At 73.7% G+C, this 16,466-nt stretch carries 17 protein-coding genes and 1 pseudogene; 5 read left to right on the top strand and 13 right to left on the bottom strand.

Annotated elements, in window-relative coordinates; translation table 11 throughout:
• Positions 1–24: 24 nt before the first annotated feature.
• From QSK36_RS39120 to QSK36_RS39095, 6 genes are read right to left on the bottom strand one after another with little or no spacing between them, the layout of a single operon-like run.
• Positions 25–1,011 (bottom strand): LLM class F420-dependent oxidoreductase, encoded by a 987-nt coding sequence (locus QSK36_RS39120; protein ID WP_183541693.1) that lies wholly within the window; start codon positions 1,009–1,011, stop codon positions 25–27.
• Positions 1,008–2,606, bottom strand: coding sequence for an ABC transporter substrate-binding protein (locus tag QSK36_RS39115; protein ID WP_285785886.1), 1,599 nt, complete (start codon positions 2,604–2,606; stop codon positions 1,008–1,010). Before QSK36_RS39115 ends, QSK36_RS39120 begins: the two co-directional genes overlap by 4 nt.
• Positions 2,603–3,307 carry an ABC transporter ATP-binding protein gene (locus QSK36_RS39110; protein WP_285785885.1) on the bottom strand — a complete coding sequence of 235 codons (705 nt, stop codon included), beginning with the start codon at positions 3,305–3,307 and terminating at the stop codon, positions 2,603–2,605. The genes QSK36_RS39115 and QSK36_RS39110 overlap by 4 nt, the downstream gene beginning before the upstream one ends.
• A complete protein-coding gene (locus tag QSK36_RS39105; protein ID WP_285785884.1) occupies positions 3,300–4,178 on the bottom strand; it encodes an ABC transporter ATP-binding protein in 879 nt (292 codons plus the stop codon). Before QSK36_RS39105 ends, QSK36_RS39110 begins: the two co-directional genes overlap by 8 nt.
• On the bottom strand, positions 4,175–4,945 hold the full coding sequence (locus QSK36_RS39100; protein ID WP_221264263.1) for an ABC transporter permease: 771 nt from the start codon (positions 4,943–4,945) through the stop codon (positions 4,175–4,177). Before QSK36_RS39100 ends, QSK36_RS39105 begins: the two co-directional genes overlap by 4 nt.
• Positions 4,942–5,877, bottom strand: coding sequence for an ABC transporter permease (locus tag QSK36_RS39095; protein ID WP_183541685.1), 936 nt, complete (start codon positions 5,875–5,877; stop codon positions 4,942–4,944). The genes QSK36_RS39100 and QSK36_RS39095 overlap by 4 nt, the downstream gene beginning before the upstream one ends.
• A 73-nt stretch (positions 5,878–5,950) precedes the next feature.
• Between QSK36_RS39095 and QSK36_RS39090 the strand changes: the two genes are divergently transcribed.
• Together QSK36_RS39090 and QSK36_RS39085 are read left to right on the top strand one after the other, a co-directional pair.
• Positions 5,951–6,766: an MmyB family transcriptional regulator gene (locus QSK36_RS39090; RefSeq protein WP_285785883.1), complete on the top strand. Its 816-nt coding sequence runs from the start codon at positions 5,951–5,953 to the stop codon at positions 6,764–6,766.
• A gap of 9 nt (positions 6,767–6,775) precedes the next feature.
• On the top strand, positions 6,776–6,904 hold the full coding sequence (locus tag QSK36_RS39085; protein WP_285785882.1) for a hypothetical protein: 129 nt from the start codon (positions 6,776–6,778) through the stop codon (positions 6,902–6,904).
• 136 nt (positions 6,905–7,040) lie between these two features.
• Here the strand turns inward: QSK36_RS39085 and QSK36_RS39080 are convergent, their stop codons facing one another.
• The gene (locus QSK36_RS39080; RefSeq protein WP_285785881.1) at positions 7,041–7,592 is read right to left on the bottom strand and encodes an MFS transporter; all 552 of its coding nucleotides are present in this window, start codon (positions 7,590–7,592) and stop codon (positions 7,041–7,043) included.
• Between QSK36_RS39080 and QSK36_RS39075 the strand changes: the two genes are divergently transcribed.
• The 3 genes and pseudogenes from QSK36_RS39075 to QSK36_RS39065 form a co-directional block, all read left to right on the top strand.
• A complete protein-coding gene (locus tag QSK36_RS39075; RefSeq protein WP_285785880.1) occupies positions 7,573–8,052 on the top strand; it encodes a pyruvate formate lyase family protein in 480 nt (159 codons plus the stop codon). The genes QSK36_RS39080 and QSK36_RS39075 overlap by 20 nt on opposite strands.
• Positions 8,053–8,181: 129 nt before the next feature.
• Complete coding sequence (locus tag QSK36_RS39070) at positions 8,182–8,880, top strand: GNAT family N-acetyltransferase (RefSeq protein ID WP_285785879.1); 699 nt, start codon at positions 8,182–8,184, stop codon at positions 8,878–8,880.
• Positions 8,881–8,971: 91 nt separating this feature from the next.
• Positions 8,972–9,229 (top strand): annotated as a pseudogene (locus tag QSK36_RS39065) (LLM class flavin-dependent oxidoreductase); the annotation flags it as partial.
• Between the two features lie 248 nt (positions 9,230–9,477).
• Here the strand turns inward: QSK36_RS39065 and QSK36_RS39060 are convergent.
• The 6 genes from QSK36_RS39060 to QSK36_RS39035 form a co-directional block, all read right to left on the bottom strand.
• Positions 9,478–10,635, bottom strand: coding sequence for an NAD(P)/FAD-dependent oxidoreductase (locus tag QSK36_RS39060; protein WP_285785878.1), 1,158 nt, complete (start codon positions 10,633–10,635; stop codon positions 9,478–9,480).
• The gene (locus tag QSK36_RS39055) at positions 10,632–12,296 is read right to left on the bottom strand and encodes a dipeptide ABC transporter ATP-binding protein (RefSeq protein ID WP_285785877.1); all 1,665 of its coding nucleotides are present in this window, start codon (positions 12,294–12,296) and stop codon (positions 10,632–10,634) included. Before QSK36_RS39055 ends, QSK36_RS39060 begins: the two co-directional genes overlap by 4 nt.
• Positions 12,293–13,156, bottom strand: coding sequence for an ABC transporter permease (locus tag QSK36_RS39050; protein ID WP_285785876.1), 864 nt, complete (start codon positions 13,154–13,156; stop codon positions 12,293–12,295). The genes QSK36_RS39055 and QSK36_RS39050 overlap by 4 nt, the downstream gene beginning before the upstream one ends.
• Entirely contained in the window at positions 13,157–14,116 is a 960-nt protein-coding gene (locus QSK36_RS39045; RefSeq protein ID WP_285785875.1) for an ABC transporter permease, read from the bottom strand.
• The gene (locus QSK36_RS39040) at positions 14,113–15,762 is read right to left on the bottom strand and encodes an ABC transporter substrate-binding protein (protein WP_285785874.1); all 1,650 of its coding nucleotides are present in this window, start codon (positions 15,760–15,762) and stop codon (positions 14,113–14,115) included. Before QSK36_RS39040 ends, QSK36_RS39045 begins: the two co-directional genes overlap by 4 nt.
• A gap of 137 nt (positions 15,763–15,899) precedes the next feature.
• Complete coding sequence (locus tag QSK36_RS39035; protein WP_285785873.1) at positions 15,900–16,352, bottom strand: hypothetical protein; 453 nt, start codon at positions 16,350–16,352, stop codon at positions 15,900–15,902.
• Between the last annotated feature and the right edge of the window lie 114 nt (positions 16,353–16,466).

The raw sequence follows: 16,466 nt of genomic DNA, 5'->3' as shown, positions 1-16,466 counted from the left end.
AAGATATTTGGGAAGTTCCGCTGATCAGTCCGCGGCGGGGCCGAGGCGGCGCAGGACCTCAAGGACCGATGCCGGGTCGGCCAGGACCTCCGGCGGCAGGGACACGTAGAGCTGGATCGTCGTCACCGCCGGGTGGTGGAACCGCCGGATCTTCTCGCGGCACTCCTCCGGCGTCCCGCTGACGAACAGTTCCTCGACGAGCCTGTCCGGCAGGGCGTCCTCGGCCCCCCGCCGGTCGCCGCGCTCCCATCGGGCGTGGGCCTCGGCCAGCTCGTCGCCGTGTCCCAGCCACTCGTGGAACGCCTTGTACGGCGCGCGGTTGAGTATCCAGGCGAGGAAGGGCCGGGTGGCCGGGCGCACGAACACCGGGTCGTCGCTCGGGCACACGAAGACCTTGACCACCAGTTCCTTGCCGGGCGGCTGCGGGCCGACCGCCTCGACGATCTTCGGCACGTCGGAGGCGTACAGGAGGTTGGAGATGGCGCCGTCGCCCTCGGTGAAGCCGAGGCGCAGCATGCCGGGGCGCAGCGCGCCCACGAGCACCTTGGGCGGCGGGACGGGCGTCCACGGCAGCCCGTAGCCGGTGATCTCGAAGGTGTCGAACGGCCCGGTGACGTGCTCCCCTCGAAAGGCCCGGACCAGGAAGCGCACCACGTCACGCGTCCGCTTGTACGGCTCCTCGAACGGGATCCCGTTGATGTCGCTGACGTGGGCGGGCACGGACGCGCCGACGCCGAGCAGGACCCGGCCGGGCGCGGCCTCCGCCAGCGTCGCGGCGGTCTGGGCGAGCACCGCCGGCCCGCGGGTGAAGACGGGGACGATCCCGGTCGCCAGGCGGAGCGAGGACGACCAGGCGGCGGTCAGCGCGAGCGGCGTGAAGGCGTCGGTGCCGCCGCCCTCGGCGGTCCACACGTCGCCGTACCCCAGGTCGGGCAGCCGTTCGACGAGCGTCCGGTGCTCCCGCAGCGGGATGCCGGACAGCGGCAGCGTCACTCCCCAGTTCGGCGTCATGCCCCGCTCACCCACACCGACGTCAGGTCGAGGAACCACGACTTGGGCTGCACCAGGCCGTGGACGGCCGGTGCGATCGCCCTGGGGTTGCGGTCGTTGACCACGAACAGCCACGGCGCGTCCTGGGTGACCAGGTCGAGCGCCTGCCGGTAGGTCGCGGCCCGCCCGGCGACGTCCGGCGACTGCGCGGCCTTTATGAACAGTTCGTCGACCCTCTTGTTCGCGTAGTGCCCGGTCCAGAAGGGGCTGCCCGACCCGAGGAACAGCGGCAACAGCGCCTCGGACTGGAACAGCGTGGTGGACTGCGCAATCGCGTCCGCGCCGTACGGGACCTTGCCCGCGGCCTCCTGGCTCAGCAGCGCCGACCATTCGATGGTCTTGATGTTCACCTTGATCCCCACGGCGGCCAGGTCGCGCTGGAGGCTCTCGGCGATCGGAACCGGGGTGAGGTTGCCCGAGCCGCCGGTGGGCACGACGACCGTCGTCTCGAATCCCCCGGCCACCCCGGCCTCGGCGAGCAGGCTCTTGGCCTTGGCCGGGTCGTAGGAGTAGACGTCGCCCTTCGGGTCGTACGCGGCGGTGGCGCGCGGCGCGGCCTGGTAGGCCGGGTCGGCCGTGCCCCTGAGCAGGCCGGTCGCCAGAGCCTCCCGGTTGATCGCGTAGTTGGCGGCCCGGCGCACCCGGACGTCGCTCCACGGCTTCTTCGCGGTGTCGAGGATCCAGTACCAGATGTGGTCGTAGCCGTTGGTCGGCACCTGGAACCCGGTGTCCTTCAGCGCCGTCACGTCGTCGGGGGTGGGGTACTCGATCCAGTTGACCTCACCGGCGCGCAGCGCCGCGACCCGGGCCGCCGGGTCGGGGATCGGCCTCAGCACGAGCTTGCCGAGCTTGGAGACCGGCCCCCAGTACGAGGTGTTCGGCAGCAGTTCGAGCCGCTGCCCCGGCGTGAGCGAGCCGAAGCGGAACGGGCCGGTGCCCACGGGGTGCGCGCCGAAGTCGCCGTGCTTCACGGCGGCCGGGCTCGCGATGTAGACGTGGGTCAGGTCGTCGGGCAGGTGGCCGTTCGGCTCCTTGGTGACGATCTCGACGTGCCGCTCGTCCACCTTCCGGTAGGAGGCGAAGGTGCCGGTGTACTCGCTCGCCGCGCTCTGCAGGGCCGGCGTCGCGTACGGGTCGCCCTTCTTGGTGTAGCGGTCGAGGTTGAAGATCACCCCGTCGGCGTCGAACGGCGTTCCGTCGTGGAACCTCACCCCCTGCCGCAGCTCGAACGTCCAGGTGCGCCCGTCCGCGCTGTGGGTCCACGAGGTGGCGAGCGCCCCGGTGACCGGCGGCACCCGGTCGTCCCGGGTGAGGTCGTAGTGGGTCAGCCCCTCGAAGAGCTGGAAGCCGACGAAGCGGGTGCCCTCGAAGCCCTGGCCGTTGAGCACGGTGTCGAGGTTGGGCAGGTCGCTGGAGGTCATGCCCACGACGAGCGTGCCTCCCCTCCCCTGCCCGGCGGCCCCCGCCGTGCCCGGGTTCCCGGCGGCGGGAGACTGGCACGCGGTCGACAGCGCCGCCGCGAGTACCGCGGCGGCGACCGTCAGCGTTCTTTTCATTCTCTTTCCTTCGGTGGTGAGGTGACGCGGCCGTCGCGCATGGCGAGCACCCGGTCACACAGGTGCTCCACCACGGCCGGGTCGTGGGAGACGAACAGGTAGGCGACGCCGGTGTCCCGCTGCAGACCGGCGAGCAGGTTGAGGATCTGCGCCTGCACGCTCTTGTCGAGGGCCGACACCGCCTCGTCGCAGACCACAAGGTCGGGACGGGTCGCCAGGGCGCGGGCGATCGCCACCCGCTGGGCCTGGCCGCCGGACAGCTCGGCCGGGCGGCGGGCGGCGTACCCGGCCGGCAGGCCGACCTGGTCGAGCAGCTCCGCCACCCGGGCGCGGACGTCCCCGCGCCGCCACCCGTGCGCCCGCAGGTTGAACGCGATCGACTGCGCCACGGTCAGGTGCGGGTTGAGCGAGGTGCGCGGGCTCTGCGGAACGAACTGGAGCCGCGCCCGCAGCGGGCGCAGCCGCCTCGGCGGCAGCGCGGTCAGCTCGTGCCTGTCGAACCGCACGCTCCCCGCGTCCGGCCGGACCAGGCCCAGCACCATCCGGGCGACGGTCGACTTGCCCGAGCCGGAGGCTCCGACGAGGCCCACGGTCTCGCCGTGCCGTACGGCGAAGCTCACCCCGTCGGCAGCGAGGACCCCGGAGGGGAACCGCTTGACCAGGTCGTCGGCCACCAGCAGCGGCGGCGCCGGCTCAGACATGGCAGGCCGCCCGGTGGCTCTCGCCCGTCAACTCGGGGCGTACGGACCGGCAGGCGTCGTGGACCAGCGGGCAGCGGGGCGCGAACGCGCAGCCGCCGGCGGGCCGTTCGGCGGGTTCGGGCGGCCGTCCGGGGATGACCGGCAACGTGCCCCTGGCGATGCCCGGCCGGGGCTCCGCGGCGAGCAGGCCCCGGGTGTAGGGGTGCCGGGGGCCGCCGAGCACCGTCGCGGCCCGGCCGCGCTCGACCACCCGCCCGGCGTACATGACGGCGACCTCGCCGCCGAGGCGGCGGGCGACGCCGACGTCGTGCGTCACGAGCAGCAGGGAACGCCGGGTGAGCAGACCGAGTACCTGCTCCGCGGTCTCCGGGTCGAGGGCGCTGGTGGCCTCGTCGGCGATGACGACCTCAGGGTCGCAGGCCGTCGCGATCGCGATCAACGCGCGCTGCCGCAGCCCACCGGACAGCTCGTGGGGGTAGGCGCGGGCGACCCGGGCCGCGTCGGGCACGCCCGCGCGCTCCAGCAGCGCCAGGGGGTCGCCCGCCACCCCGTGGTGGCGCAGGACCTCCCGGATCTGCCGGCCGACCCGGCGCAGGGGGTCGAGGGCCGCGGTGTGGTCCTGCGGGACGAGCCCGGCGGCCCGGCCCCGGACGAGGGCGGCCGGGGCGCCGCCGAGGGTCGCCTCCCCGCTCACCGCGGCCCGCCGGCCGAGCAGGCCCAATGCGGCGCGCACGGTGAGCGACTTGCCACTGCCCGACTCGCCCAGCAGCACGAGCGTCCCCTCGGGCGGCACGTCGAGGTCCACACCCTCGACGAGACGCAGTCCGCCGATGGTCACCGTCAGATCCCTGATCCTCAGTCCGTCGTTCATCGAGCCGCCCTCCCGATGACGGTGAAGGCCAGCGAGACCACGAAGATCGCGAGGGCGGGGACCACGGCGACGCCCGGCGCGCTGAAGGCGTAGGGACGCAGCTCGTTCAGCATCGAGCCCCACTCGGCCGCCGGCGGCGCCACGCCGAGCCCGAAGAAGGACAGCCCCGCCGCGTACACGATGGCCAGGCCGACGAGCGCGGTGCAGTACGCGAGGACGGCGGGCAGGACGACGGGCAGCACCTGCCGGACGGCGACGGCGAGCGGGCCGGCGCCGCTCACCCGGGCGGCCTCCAGGTAGTCGGCGCTCCTGACGCGGCGGACCTCGGTGAGCGTCACCCGCGCCACGGCGGGGATGAGGACCACGGCCAGGGAGACCGTGGTGCCGGTGAACCCCGGGCCGAGCGCCGAGGCCACCGCCATGGCCAGCAGGACGGCGGGGAAGGCGTAGACCACGTCGAGCACCCGCATGATCAGGTTCTCCGCTCGGCGGCCGCCGAGCCCGGCCGGCAGCGCGAGCGCGACGCCGAGCACGAGGGCGGCGAGCACGGGCAGCGCTCCGCCCGCGAGGGAGATGCGGGCGCCCCACACGAGGCGGCTGAGCAGGTCGCGTCCCTGGCCGTCGGTGCCCAGCAGGTGGCCGGGGCTGCCGGGCGGGAGCAGGCGGGCGTGCAGGTCGCCGTCGGCCGGCCCGTACGGCGCGACGACGGGCGCGAGCACCGCGGCGAGCGCGATCACCGCGACGAGGACGGCCGCCGCGCGCCTCACGACCGGACCCTCGGGTCGACGGCGGCGTGCGCGGTGTCCACGAGGAGGTTCACGCCGACGAAGCAGACCGCGACCACGAGCACGCCCGCCTCGACCACGGGCAGGTCGCGCTGCGACAGCGCCTGGAACAGGGCCGATCCGAGCCCCGGCCAGGAGAAGACGGTCTCGACGAAGACGGCGCCCTCGACCAGGTAGGCGAGCTGGAGGCCGCCGATCGTGAGCAGCGAGGGGACGGCGTTGTGCGCGGCGTGCGCGAGCACCCGGCGTTCCGGCAGGCCCCGGGCCCGCAGGTGCTCCACCAGGTCTCCGGCGAGCAGATCGCCGAGCACCGTGCGGGCCATCCTGGCGATCAGGCCCAGGGGGACCAGCGCCGCGGCGACCGACGGCAGGATCAGATGGAGCAGCAGGTCACCGAAGCCGCCGGGGGTGAACGGGTCGCGCATGCCCCCGGTGGGCAGCCGTCCCACGGCGAGGGCGACGAGGATCAGGGCCACCGCGTACTGCGGGGCGGAGACGGCGACGGTGGCGAGCGCGTCGCAGATCCGGCCCGGCCACCGGCCGGGGAAGGCGGCCCCCGCGGCGCCGAGCGCCACTCCGCCGAGGACCGCCAGCGCGAACGCGGCGGCGGCCAGGATCAGCGTGTTGCCGAGCGCGGCGGCGAGGATCTCGGTCACCGGCCGCTGCCGGGCGATGGACGTGCCGAGGTCGCCCGCGACGACGTGGCGCAGCCAGGTCAGGTAGCGCAGCGGAAGCGGGTCGTGCAGGCCGAGGCGCTCGGCGAGCTCCTGTCGTGCCTGCGGCGGGGCGGCCGGGCCGAGGAGGCTGCTCACCGGATCGCCGGGGATGAGCGCGATCGTGACGAACACGACCAGGGTCACACCGAGGAGCGTAGGCAGCGCGAGCAGCGTGCGCCGTAGAACAAAGCTGTACATTTCCCAGCAAACCTGGCGGGATTCTCTCGGTCTTAGCCAGGTCCGTGTTCATGCTGTGAGTGGAGGTATCAGGATGGCGGACGCGCGCCGCGCCCTCGGCGAGTTCCTGCGGGCCCATCGTGAACTGCTCCGTCCCGAGGACGTCGGCCTTCCCGCCGGCTCCCGGCGCCGCACCCCCGGACTGCGCCGCGAGGAGGTCGCGGCCGTGGCGGGCGTCGGGGTCGCCTGGTACACCTGGCTCGAACAGGGCCGCGTCACCGCCTCGCGCCAGGTCCTGGAGGCGGTCGCCCGCGTCCTGCGCCTCGACCGGGACGCCCTGCGGCACGTCCTGACGCTGTCAGGCCTGGCCGCCCCGACCCCCGCCACGCCGATGGACCCGGCCCTGCTCGCCGCCGCCCGCACCCTGCTGGACGGCCTGCCGACGAGCCCGGCGCTGCTGCTCGACGACCACTTCGACATGCTCGCCTGGAACGACGCCTACCGCGCCGTGTGGGGGGACCCGGCCGCCCTCCCGCTCCCCCGGCGCAACCTCATGTGGGTGATGGCCGCCGACCCCCACGCCCGCGCCGTCCTGCACGACTGGCAGCCGCTCGCCATGACGGTCTTCCAGCAGTTCCGCGGGCAGGCGTCCGTCACCGACGCGCGGACGAGCGAGGTCTACGCGCTGCTGGAGCGAGACCGGCCGGATCTCACCCACTGGTGGCAGTGCCCCTCGGTGGCCACGCTCACCATGCGGGAGGCCGCCGTCGAGACGCCGTCCGGACCGGTCACCCTGCTCTTCTCGCTGGTCCGGCCGGTGGACGACCCCCGCGCCCTCGTCCTGCTGCAGACCCCCGCCACACCGGCCGACCACGACCGCATGCGCGAGATCACAGCTGCGTGCGCATAGCGCACACTTGTGCGGCAGGGTAGCGTCCGGGCTCCCCATCCGGCGAAGCAGAGCGCCGTCGCGGAGGGGCTGGGCGATCGCGCCGCCGCCGCGGCCGCCAGGCTCCGCGCCGCCGAGCTGGCCGCTACCGCCCGCTGACGGTGACGCCGTCTGGGCGACGACCAGCGGCGCCGCGCTCGTGGCCGGCCGGTGGCCGGCGCCGCCCTTACGGTCCGCGCCGCGCCGGGGAGCGTCCGCCGATCCGGCGACCGGCGTCGGCCCGGCCGCTCGCCGGTCATCCGGCGCCGCGCGGTGTGCGCACCACGGCAGCCACCAGCACCAGGGCGACCGCGACGAACACCGTGGCGAACAGGAACGCCGTCCCCATCGCGTGGGCGAGGGTCTGCGCATGGCCGCCGGCGCGGGTCTCGCGCAGGCTCGTGCCGTACACGGTCACGAGGACGGCCAGGCCCAGCGAGCCGCCGATCTGCTGCATCGTCTGCATGATCCCCGAGGCGGCGCCGGCGTCCGCGGGCCGCACTCCGGCGAGGATCGTGGCGTTCAACGGCATGAGGAACGCGCCGATGCCGACGCCGAACATCAGGATCGGCAGCAGCAGATGCGGCGCGTACGGCGTGGCGGCGTCGAGACGCGACAGCCGGAACGCGGCGGCGACGACGAGCAGCAGCCCGGCGACGACGAGCGGCCTCGCCCCCGTCCGCGGCAGCAGCCTCGGGGCGAACCGGGAGGTCGCGAACGTGCGCCACGCGCCGTGCGCGGTCGCCGGCGCGTGGCGCGGTTTCCGCGGCACGGCATGGCGCGGGTCCGTGGACGTGCGCGACTTCATCCAGGCCAACTACACGCCGTACGAGGGCGACGAGTCGTTCCTGACCGGCCCGACCGAGCGGACCCGTGCGGTCTGGGCGGAGGTGTCGGACCTGTTCCCCGAGGAGCGCCGGCGCGGCGTGTACGACGTGGACACCACGACGCCCTCCTCGATCACCGCGCACCGGCCCGGCTACATCGACTCCGAACGCGAGCTGATCGTCGGCCTGCAAACCGACGCCCCGCTGAAGCGGGCGATGATGCCGGCGGGCGGGCTGCGGATGGTCGAGAACGGCCTCGCCGCGTACGGCTACCGGCTCGACCCCCGGGTGAAGGAGATCTTCACCAAGTATCGCAAGACGCACAACGACGGCGTCTTCGACGCCTACACCCCCGAGATCCGGGCGCCCGCCGCGCAGGACGTCAAGACCTACTTGTTTAGTAGGTTATTGCCTAGGATGCCTCCGCAGGAGCACGAGTGACAGGAGGTCCGATGCCGAAGGAATGCGCGTCCCCCGCAGGTGGCGGCGCCGACGGCCGCACCCGCGACGAGACGGCCACGGAGGTGGGCGCGTGAGCACCGGCCACGACATGTCCCGGGGAGAGCCGCGATGAGCGACCGGCACCTCTTGGACAACCCCGTGTGGGCGTCGCTGACCGGCCCGCACGCGCACCTCGCCGAACGGCACGGCAACGCGGTGCGCTACCCGGATGACGTCTCCCCGTTCTTCGCACTGCCCGACGACCCCGGCCCCGCGGACTGGAGCGACCTCGCCGCGCTCGCGGGGCCCGGCACGACGGTCCCGGTCACCGGTGAGGCCGCCACGGCACCGGACGGGTGGGAGGTGGTCGCGCACGGCGCAGGCGTGCAACTGGCCGGCGACGACGTGGTCCCCGCACCCGACGACGAAGCGATCCGCCTACAGGCGGCGGACGTGCCGGAGATGCTCGACCTCATCGCACGCACGCAGCCGGGACCCTTCCGGCCGCGCACCATCGAGATGGGCACCTACCTGGGCATCCGCCGCGGCGGCGCGCTGGTCGCGATGGCCGGGGAGCGACTGCACCCACCCGGCTGGACGGAGATCAGCGCGGTCTGCACCGATCCGGCCTTCCGCCGCCAGGGCCTGGCGTCACGGCTGGTGCTGGCCGTCGCCGCCGGCATCCGCGCCCGCGGCGAGACCCCGTTCCTGCACGCGGCCCCGACCAACACCACGGCGATCCGGGCGTATGAAGCGCTGGGTTTCCGGCTCCGCCGGCGAACCTCGTTCGTCATCGTCCGCGTGCCCGCCGACGTGCCGGTCGCGTGAGCGCAAGACGCACGATTGACGATAAAACCCTCTATACCTTCTGTGTTAATAGGTTCAGCTCTCGGGCCGAGACTCAGGCGGCGAGTGGTTCAGTGTGAAGGGCCCCTCGATCACCCCGCGCTCCCCGCAGGGCCAGCCGCTGGTCACCTCCCTGGCCCACGACACGCTGCCGTACGAGTTCGCGGCCCGCGCGTCCGACGTCGTGGACGTCACCCCGCGCGACCGGGAGGACGCCGCCGCGATCGTCGAGCGCGTCCGGGCGGCGGAGGCGGCCGTCGGACGCGCCGAGCCGCCGTTGCGGATCTTCGCCGATCTGGTGGTCTTCCTCGACGCCCGCGACGCGGCCGGCCGGAAGGCCCGGCTGGACGACCTCGACGGCGCCGAGCTCGACTCGGACGCCCATGTCTTCACCGGCACCCCCGAGGAGCTCGCCGGGCTGCTGCTGGAGTGGCGGGAGGCGGGGCTGGAGGGATTCCGCCTCCGGCCGGGAGAGCTGCCTCACGACCTGGTGGCGATCACCAGGGCCCTGGTGCCCGCCCTGCAGAACGCGGGCGCGTTCCGCACCGCCCGAGCCGGCCGGCTCGGGCGGCGCCGGCGTCAGCCCAGGATCCGGGCGGCGCCGAACCCCGCGGGCAGTTCACCGCCGTTCGCGAAGCGGCCGGGCCCGAAGGCGGCCAGGCGCGGATCGGGATCGTTCAGGAGCAGCCGGGCGACGTGGTCGCCCCAGGCGGGCGCGAGCTTGAAGCCGTGGCCGCTGGTGCCCGCGTCGACGAACACGTGCTCGCCGACCTGGCCGGTGACCGGCTGCCAGTCGGGGCTCACGTCGTAGAGCGAGGCCCAGCCGCCGACCACGCCGGCGCGGCGGCGGGCCGCGGATCGGGCGGCGGAGGCCGCGGCGAGGCGGCCGAGCTCGCCGGGGAGCGGTCCGGGGAAGTCGTCGGGGTCGGCGGCGGCGGCCGCGACCACCCCTCCGGTGAGGTACTGGGTGCGGGGCTGCGGGGTCGTGTAGTGACGGCCGGGGATGTCGATCAGGATGTGCGGCACGATCTCGGCGGTGTCCGCGGGCTCGTGCTCGGAGACGGCCACGACGTGCCGTTCCACGGTCAGCGGCAGGTGCACGCCGAGCGGCCGCAGCAGCGGCGCGGTCCACGGCCCGGCCGCCACGAGCAGCCGCCGGGCACGGTGCACCACACCGTCCGACGTCGTCACCGCCGCCCCCCGCCTCTCCTCGGCGAGCGCGACGACCGGCCGGTGGGTGTGGACCACCGCGCCGTGGCGGCGCGCCGCCGCGGCCAGCCCGGTCGTCGTCGCGTACGGATCGGCGTAGCCGGCGTCCTCCTCCCAGACCGCGACGGCGACGCCGTCGAGGTCCAGGTGCGGCAGCCTCGCGGGCAGCGCGTCGGCGGCGACGAGCTCGCTGCCGACACCGAGCGAGCCGAGCCGCGCGGCGGTCTCCCCCGCCGCGGCCACCTCGCCGGGGCCGTGCAGGTAGAACGCGCCGGTCCGGCGGAATCCGGACTGGTGCCCGCCCGTGCGCTCCTCGAAGGCGGCGAGGAACGCGATGCCGTCCCGCGCCGTCTCCGCCAGGAACGGGTCGGTGTAGTAGGCACGGCAGATGCCGCCCGACCGTCCGGTGGGCCCGCCCGCGACCGGTCCCCGGTCGAACACGCCGACCGGCACGCCGCGCCGCGCCAGGTGGAAGGCCGCAGCCGTGCCGTGCACCCCGGCCCCGACGATCGCCACGTCGTACGTCACGCGACGGCCTCCCGGTCGCCCGGCCGCTGTTCGAGCCGCGGGATCGCGGCCAGCAGCTCCCGCGCGTACGGCGTGCGCGGCTCGGTGAAGACCTGCCGGACGTCGCCGGACTCGACCACGCGGCCGTCCTTCATCACCAGCACCCGGTCGCTGACGTGCTGGATCACGCCGAGGTCGTGGGAGATGAACAGGTAGGCCACGCCGAGCTCGGCCTGGAGGTCGGCAAGCAGGTCGAGGACCTGCGCCTGGACCGACACGTCCAGCGCGGAGACCGGCTCGTCGCAGACGATCACCTGGGGCCGGGGGGCCAGCGCCCGCGCGATCGCCACCCGCTGCCGCTGCCCGCCGGACAGCCGCAGCGGCCTGCGCTCCAGGATCGACGCGTCCAGGCCGACCTGTTCGAGCAGCTCGACCGACCGGTCCCGCCGTGTCCGGCGGGGCTCGCCGCCGACGGCGAGCGCCTCGTCGAGGATCCGCCGTACGGTGAACCGGGGATCGAACGAGCTCAGCGGGTCCTGGTAGACGACCTGGATGTGCCGCCGCAGCGCGCGGCGCCCGGCGGAGCCGAGCCCGCGCCAGGACCTCCCGTCGATCTCCACCTCACCCGTGTCGGGCTCGAGCAGCCCCAGCACCAGGCGCGCCGTCGTGGTCTTGCCCGATCCCGACTCGCCCACCAGCCCGAGGGTCTCCCCCGCCCGCAGCTCGAACGACACGCCCTCCACGGCCGGCCGGCGCAGGCCGTCCGGCCCGGGGAAGGACTTGGCCAGGCCGGACGCCCTGATCACCACCGGGCCGGGCCGGGCCGGGGGAAGCGGGGCGGGGGCGGAGCCGTCCTCGGGGACGGTCAGCCGGGTGCCCCTGGCGTGCTCGGAGGGCACCGCGGCGAGCAGCCTGCGCGTGTAGGCGTGCCGCGGAGCGCCCAGCACGTCGTGCGTGGGCCCCTCCTCGACGACCTCGCCGTCCTTCATGACCAGCACGCGGTCGGCGAGCTCGGCCACCACCGCGAGGTCGTGGCTGATGAGCAGCAGCCCGGCCCCGGCCCTCCTGCGTTCGGCCAGCAGCCGCAGGATCTGCGCCTGCACGGTGACGTCGAGAGCGGTGGTCGGCTCGTCGGCGATCAGCAGCGGCGGCGCGCAGGCGACCGCGGAGGCGATCAGCGCGCGCTGCCGCAGCCCGCCGGACAGCTGGTGGGGATACTGCGCGGCCCGCAGCTCCGGCTCCGGCACCCCGACCTCGCGCAGCAGCTCGACCACGCGCCCGCGCACCCCGGCGCGCGGCACGGCCCGGTGCAGCCGCAGGGTCTCGGCGATCTCCTTGCCGACCGGGCGCAGCGGGTCGAGCGAGACCAGCGCGTCCTGCAGGACGTAGCCGACCTGGCCGCCCCGCAGGGCCCGCCACTGCCGCTCGCCGTACGCGGAGACGTCGCGGCCGCCCACGACGAGCGACCGGGCGGTGATCTCGGCGCCGGCGCCGGTCAGCCCGATCAGCGTGCGGGCGGTGACGCTCTTTCCCGAGCCGGACTCCCCCACGATGGCGACGCACTCCCCCGGGCCGACCGTGAAGGAGATCGAACGGACCGCCTGGACCGGGCCGAACGAGACCCGCAGGTCGGACACCTCGACGATCGGCCGCACCGGATCGATGGCGGCGGTCGTGGTCACGACAGTCTCCCTTCGACGCGCCGCTGCAGGTGGCGGCCGACGACCGTGACGGACAGGACGGTGAGCGTGATGGCCAGCCCGGGGAAGACCGCGACCCACCAGGCGACGGAGAAGTAGTCGCGCCCGGCCGACAGCATCGCCCCCCACTCCGGCGCGGGCGGCTTGGGGCCGAGGCCGAGGAAGCTGAGCGAGGACGCCGCGACCAGCGCCGTGCCGACCTCGATCGTGGCCAGCACGAGCAGCGGCGCGAACGCGTTGGGCAGCACGTGCCGCGTGACGATCCTGGCCCTGGTCAGGCCGAGCGAGACGGCGGCCTCGACGTACCCGGACCGGCGGATCACCATGGTCTGCGCGCGGACCAGGCGCGCGTAGCCGGGCAGCGTGTAGGCGGCGATGGCGAAGACCGCGTTGAGCGTGCCCGGCCCGACGACGGCGATGACCAGCAGGGCCAGCAGCAGCCCCGGCAGCGAGAGCAGGACGTCCACGACGCGCATCGCGACCTCGTCAAGCACCCGCCCGCCGAGCGCGGCGAGCAGGCCGACAGCGGTGCCGCCGGTCACGGCGAGCGCGGTGGCGGCCAGCCCGGCCAGCACCGACGGCCGAGCCCCGTAGACGATGCGGGTGAACACGTCGCGCCCGTTGGCGTCGGTGCCGAGCAGGTGCTCGCCGTTCGGCGGCCGCAGCGCGGCGAGGGCGTCGGTGAGATCGGGCGAGCCGTGGGCGACCAGGCCCGGCGCGACCGCGATCACGGCCACGAACAGCAGGAACACGGCGGCCGCCCAGACGCCTGCGCGCGGGACGCGCCGGCGTCTGCGCCCGATGACGGTGACGGCGCCCGCGGTGATGGTGGAGGCGGTCACTCAGGCACCTTGCAGTCGCGGGTCGATGGCCAGATAGAGCAGGTCGAGCACGATGTTGATGACGACGTAGAGCAGGGCGGCGATCAGGACCACGCCCATCACGACCGGCAGGTCCTTGTTGGCGACGGCGGTGAGGGTCAGCCGCCCGATGCCCTGCCGGGAGAAGACCGACTCGATGATCACGGCCCCGCCGAACAGGAAGCTGACCATCCATCCGGCCAGCGTGACCGTGGGCAGCAGGGCGTGCCGGAGCGCGTGCCGCAGGCGCACGCCCAGGTCGGACATGCCGCGCGAGCGGGCGGTGAGCACGAACGGCTCCTCCAGCGTGAGCTCCAAGCCCTCGCGCAGCACCTGCGTGAGCGTGGCGACGACCGGGATGGCCATCGCCACGGACGGCAGGACCAGGCCCTCCAGCCCTTCGCCGCCGACGGCGGGGAAGAGCCGCAGCCCGAAGGAGAAGACGGTGAGCAGCAGGATCCCGGCCCAGAACGACGGGATGGAGATGCCGACCAGTTCGATGCCGGAGAACACCGCCCGCGCCCACCGGCGGCCCGCGGTCAGCACCGCGACGGTGACCGACACCACGACGGCCAGGGCGAACGAGGAGAGCATGAGCTGGACCGACGAGCCGACCTGCTCGCCGATGGCGGAGGCGACCGACTGGTGGAGCTGGTAGGACTGACCCAGGTCGCCGTGGAGCACCCGGCCCAGGTAGGTGACGTACTGGGCGAGCAGCGGCCGGTCCAGCCCGTAGTCGGCGATGATCCGCTCGCGCACCTCGGGCGTCACGGTGTTGGCGCCGATCAGCAGGTCGACCACGTCGCCCGGGGTGAGGTGGAGGCCGGCGAAAGCGACCGTGACCGCGCCCCACAGCACCAGGACGGAGGTGCCCAGCCGCACCAGCACCGGGCGGACCACCCGGGCTCGCGCCCGGGTGACCGATACGGCGACGGCGGTCATGCCTGCTCGACCCACGCGTCGTAGAAGGTGGGGTACGCCTGGGGTTCCCAGCCGATGCCGTGCGTCTTCTTGCTCGCGCCCAGCAGGTAGTTGAACACGTACACCGGGAAGACCGCGGCCTCGCCGGTCACCCGCTGCTGCACCTTGGCGTACAGCTCGGCCCGCTCGGCCTGGTCGGTCGTGTCCAGCGCGTCGCTCAGCCAGCCGTCGATCTCCTTGTCGGACAGGCGGGCGGCGTTCTGGCCGAACTTGGCGGGCGAGGGGATGTTCGCGCTGTCGAACAGGTTGCGCAGCGCGTCGCCGTCGGCCCGCTGCCAGCTGAAGTCCATCAGGTCGTAGTCGCCCTTGATGTACCTGGCGATCCAGTCGTTGACCGTCGCGGCGACGAATTCGACGTCGAACCCGATCTTCTTGGCCTCGGCCTGGATCTGCTCGGCGAGCGTGTCCCGCTGCTCTCTGATGGCCGCCTTGATCAACCCCCAGCGGATCGTCAGCCGCTTGCCGTCCTTGGTGCGGTAGCCCTGGGCGTCCTTCGCCGACCAGCCGGCCTCGTCCAGCAGCCTGTTCGCCGTCGCGGGGTCGTACTTCGCCTTTCCTTCGAGCGTCTTGTCGTAGCCGTCGGTCGAGGGGGAGATGGGGCCCGCCGCAGGCTGGAACGCACCGAAGTAGAGGTTGTTCACGATCGTCGCGAAGTCGATGCCGTCGCGGAACGCCTGCCGGACGCGCTTGTCGGCGAACGGCCCCGAGGCGGTGTTCGGGTAGTAGCTGTAGTTGCCGCCGGGCGCCTGGCGGGTGAGGATCGTCAGCCGAGGGTCGGCCTTCACCTGCTTGACGTTGACCGGCGGCACGCTGGCGATCCCGTCGACCTGCCCGCTGGTCAGCGCGCCGAGGCGGACCGAGTCCTCGGTGACGACCTTGAACTCCAGCTTGTCCAGGTAGGCCGCCCCGGTGTGCGCGGCGCCCTCCGGAGCCCAGTTGTAGCCGGGGTTGCGGTGGTAGGTGATGCCCTTCTGCACCACGTACTCGTCGATGACGAACGGCCCGGACCCGACGACCTTCTTGCACAGCGCGTCCTGCGGCTGCTTGAGCGACTGCGGCGACTCGATCCCGAAGTACGCGGTGGACAGCGCCGACAGGAACGGCGAGTACGGCCTGCTGAAGGAAACCTTCACGGTGTGCGCGTCGACGACCTCGGTGCCCTTGTACGGCTCGATGTACCCCGCCGCGAGCTGCGACTTGGTGGCCGGGTTGACGATGTGGTCCAGGTTGGCCTTGACCGCCTCGGCGTCGAAGGGCGTGCCATCCGAGAACTTCACGCCCTCACGCAGGGTGAACGTGTAGGTCTTCTGGTCCGGCGAGACGGTCCACTTAGTGGCCAGCCAGGGGTGGATCCTGCCCTCGGTGTCGAGCGACACGAGCGAGTCCAGCGCGGGCCGGGTGAACAGACCGGCCACGTCGGCGGGGCTCTGGTGCGGGTCGAGGCAGGTGGAGGGCTCGGTGTTGACGGCGAACGTGAGTGTGCCGCCCTTGACCGGCCCGGCGGGGGCCTTGGCCGCCGAGGTCCCCCCGCCCTGCGTGCCGCAGGCGGCCAGGGTGAGCAGGAGAGACAGCGATAGACCGGCGGCTAATCGAATATTCGTGGACATCGGAGTGGCGAGCCTTTCGGTGGTTCAGACGAGACGGCCTGGGGTGGAGCTGCCGCGCCGTCGCAGCGTGCTCATGGGAAGCCGGAGCCGCCCTGAACGTACGATCACAGGGTCAGAAAGTCAATATTTCCTACCTGCTATACATAAAATTCCGCACGGGTCTTGAGGCCGACCGCGGCGATGCGGGCGGTGAGGATCTGGGTGCTGACGAGCAGCGCCAGGCCGAACGGCAGGATGGCCAGACCGCTGCGCAGCGCGTCGAAGTGGAGCACCCCCTGGAGATACTGCACCAGGTAGATCAGGAAGCCGGTGAGGACCGCCGCGAGCAGCAGCACACCGGCGAAGGCCCCGGCCCGCTCCCGCCCGGCCAGGACGGCCAGGGACAGCAACGGCTCGGCGGCCCGCCGGTCCACCACGAGCAGCGCCCCGGCCAGCACGACCGCGGCGCCGAGCGCGGTCAGCGTCCAGCGGTCTCCCCAGCCCTTCTCGGCGGCGCAAACCAGGCCGTACACGGCGGCGGTGACGCCGGCGGCGCCGAGCAACGCGCTGGACACGCCGAGAGCGCGGGACCTGGTCGGCTCGTCGCGCACGCCGAGCGCCCGGGGCGGCGAGCGCGGCGACGGTCAGCCCGATCGGCACGTTGACCAGCAGGCTCCAGCGCCAGTCCCCCGCCCAGGTCAGCACACCGCCCAGCACCATGCCCA

This window comes from Microbispora sp. NBRC 16548, from assembly GCF_030268985.1.
GTDB lineage: Bacteria > Actinomycetota > Actinomycetes > Streptosporangiales > Streptosporangiaceae > Microbispora > Microbispora catharanthi.
The sequence above is the reverse complement of the archived record's forward strand: the minus strand, read 5'-3'. Positions and strand labels throughout refer to the sequence as shown.

Coding starts and splice junctions, on each gene's coding strand:
- QSK36_RS39045 (WP_285785875.1), bottom strand. CDS start 14,116: ATGACCGCCGTCGCCGTATCGGTCACCCGGGCGCGAGCCCGGGTGGTC.
- QSK36_RS39090 (WP_285785883.1), top strand. CDS start 5,951: ATGGCGGACGCGCGCCGCGCCCTCGGCGAGTTCCTGCGGGCCCATCGT.
- QSK36_RS39095 (WP_183541685.1), bottom strand. CDS start 5,877: ATGTACAGCTTTGTTCTACGGCGCACGCTGCTCGCGCTGCCTACGCTC.
- QSK36_RS39070 (WP_285785879.1), top strand. CDS start 8,182: ATGAGCGACCGGCACCTCTTGGACAACCCCGTGTGGGCGTCGCTGACC.
- QSK36_RS39080 (WP_285785881.1), bottom strand. CDS start 7,592: ATGAAGTCGCGCACGTCCACGGACCCGCGCCATGCCGTGCCGCGGAAA.
- QSK36_RS39105 (WP_285785884.1), bottom strand. CDS start 4,178: ATGAACGACGGACTGAGGATCAGGGATCTGACGGTGACCATCGGCGGA.
- QSK36_RS39120 (WP_183541693.1), bottom strand. CDS start 1,011: ATGACGCCGAACTGGGGAGTGACGCTGCCGCTGTCCGGCATCCCGCTG.
- QSK36_RS39110 (WP_285785885.1), bottom strand. CDS start 3,307: ATGTCTGAGCCGGCGCCGCCGCTGCTGGTGGCCGACGACCTGGTCAAG.
- QSK36_RS39115 (WP_285785886.1), bottom strand. CDS start 2,606: ATGAAAAGAACGCTGACGGTCGCCGCCGCGGTACTCGCGGCGGCGCTG.
- QSK36_RS39040 (WP_285785874.1), bottom strand. CDS start 15,762: ATGTCCACGAATATTCGATTAGCCGCCGGTCTATCGCTGTCTCTCCTG.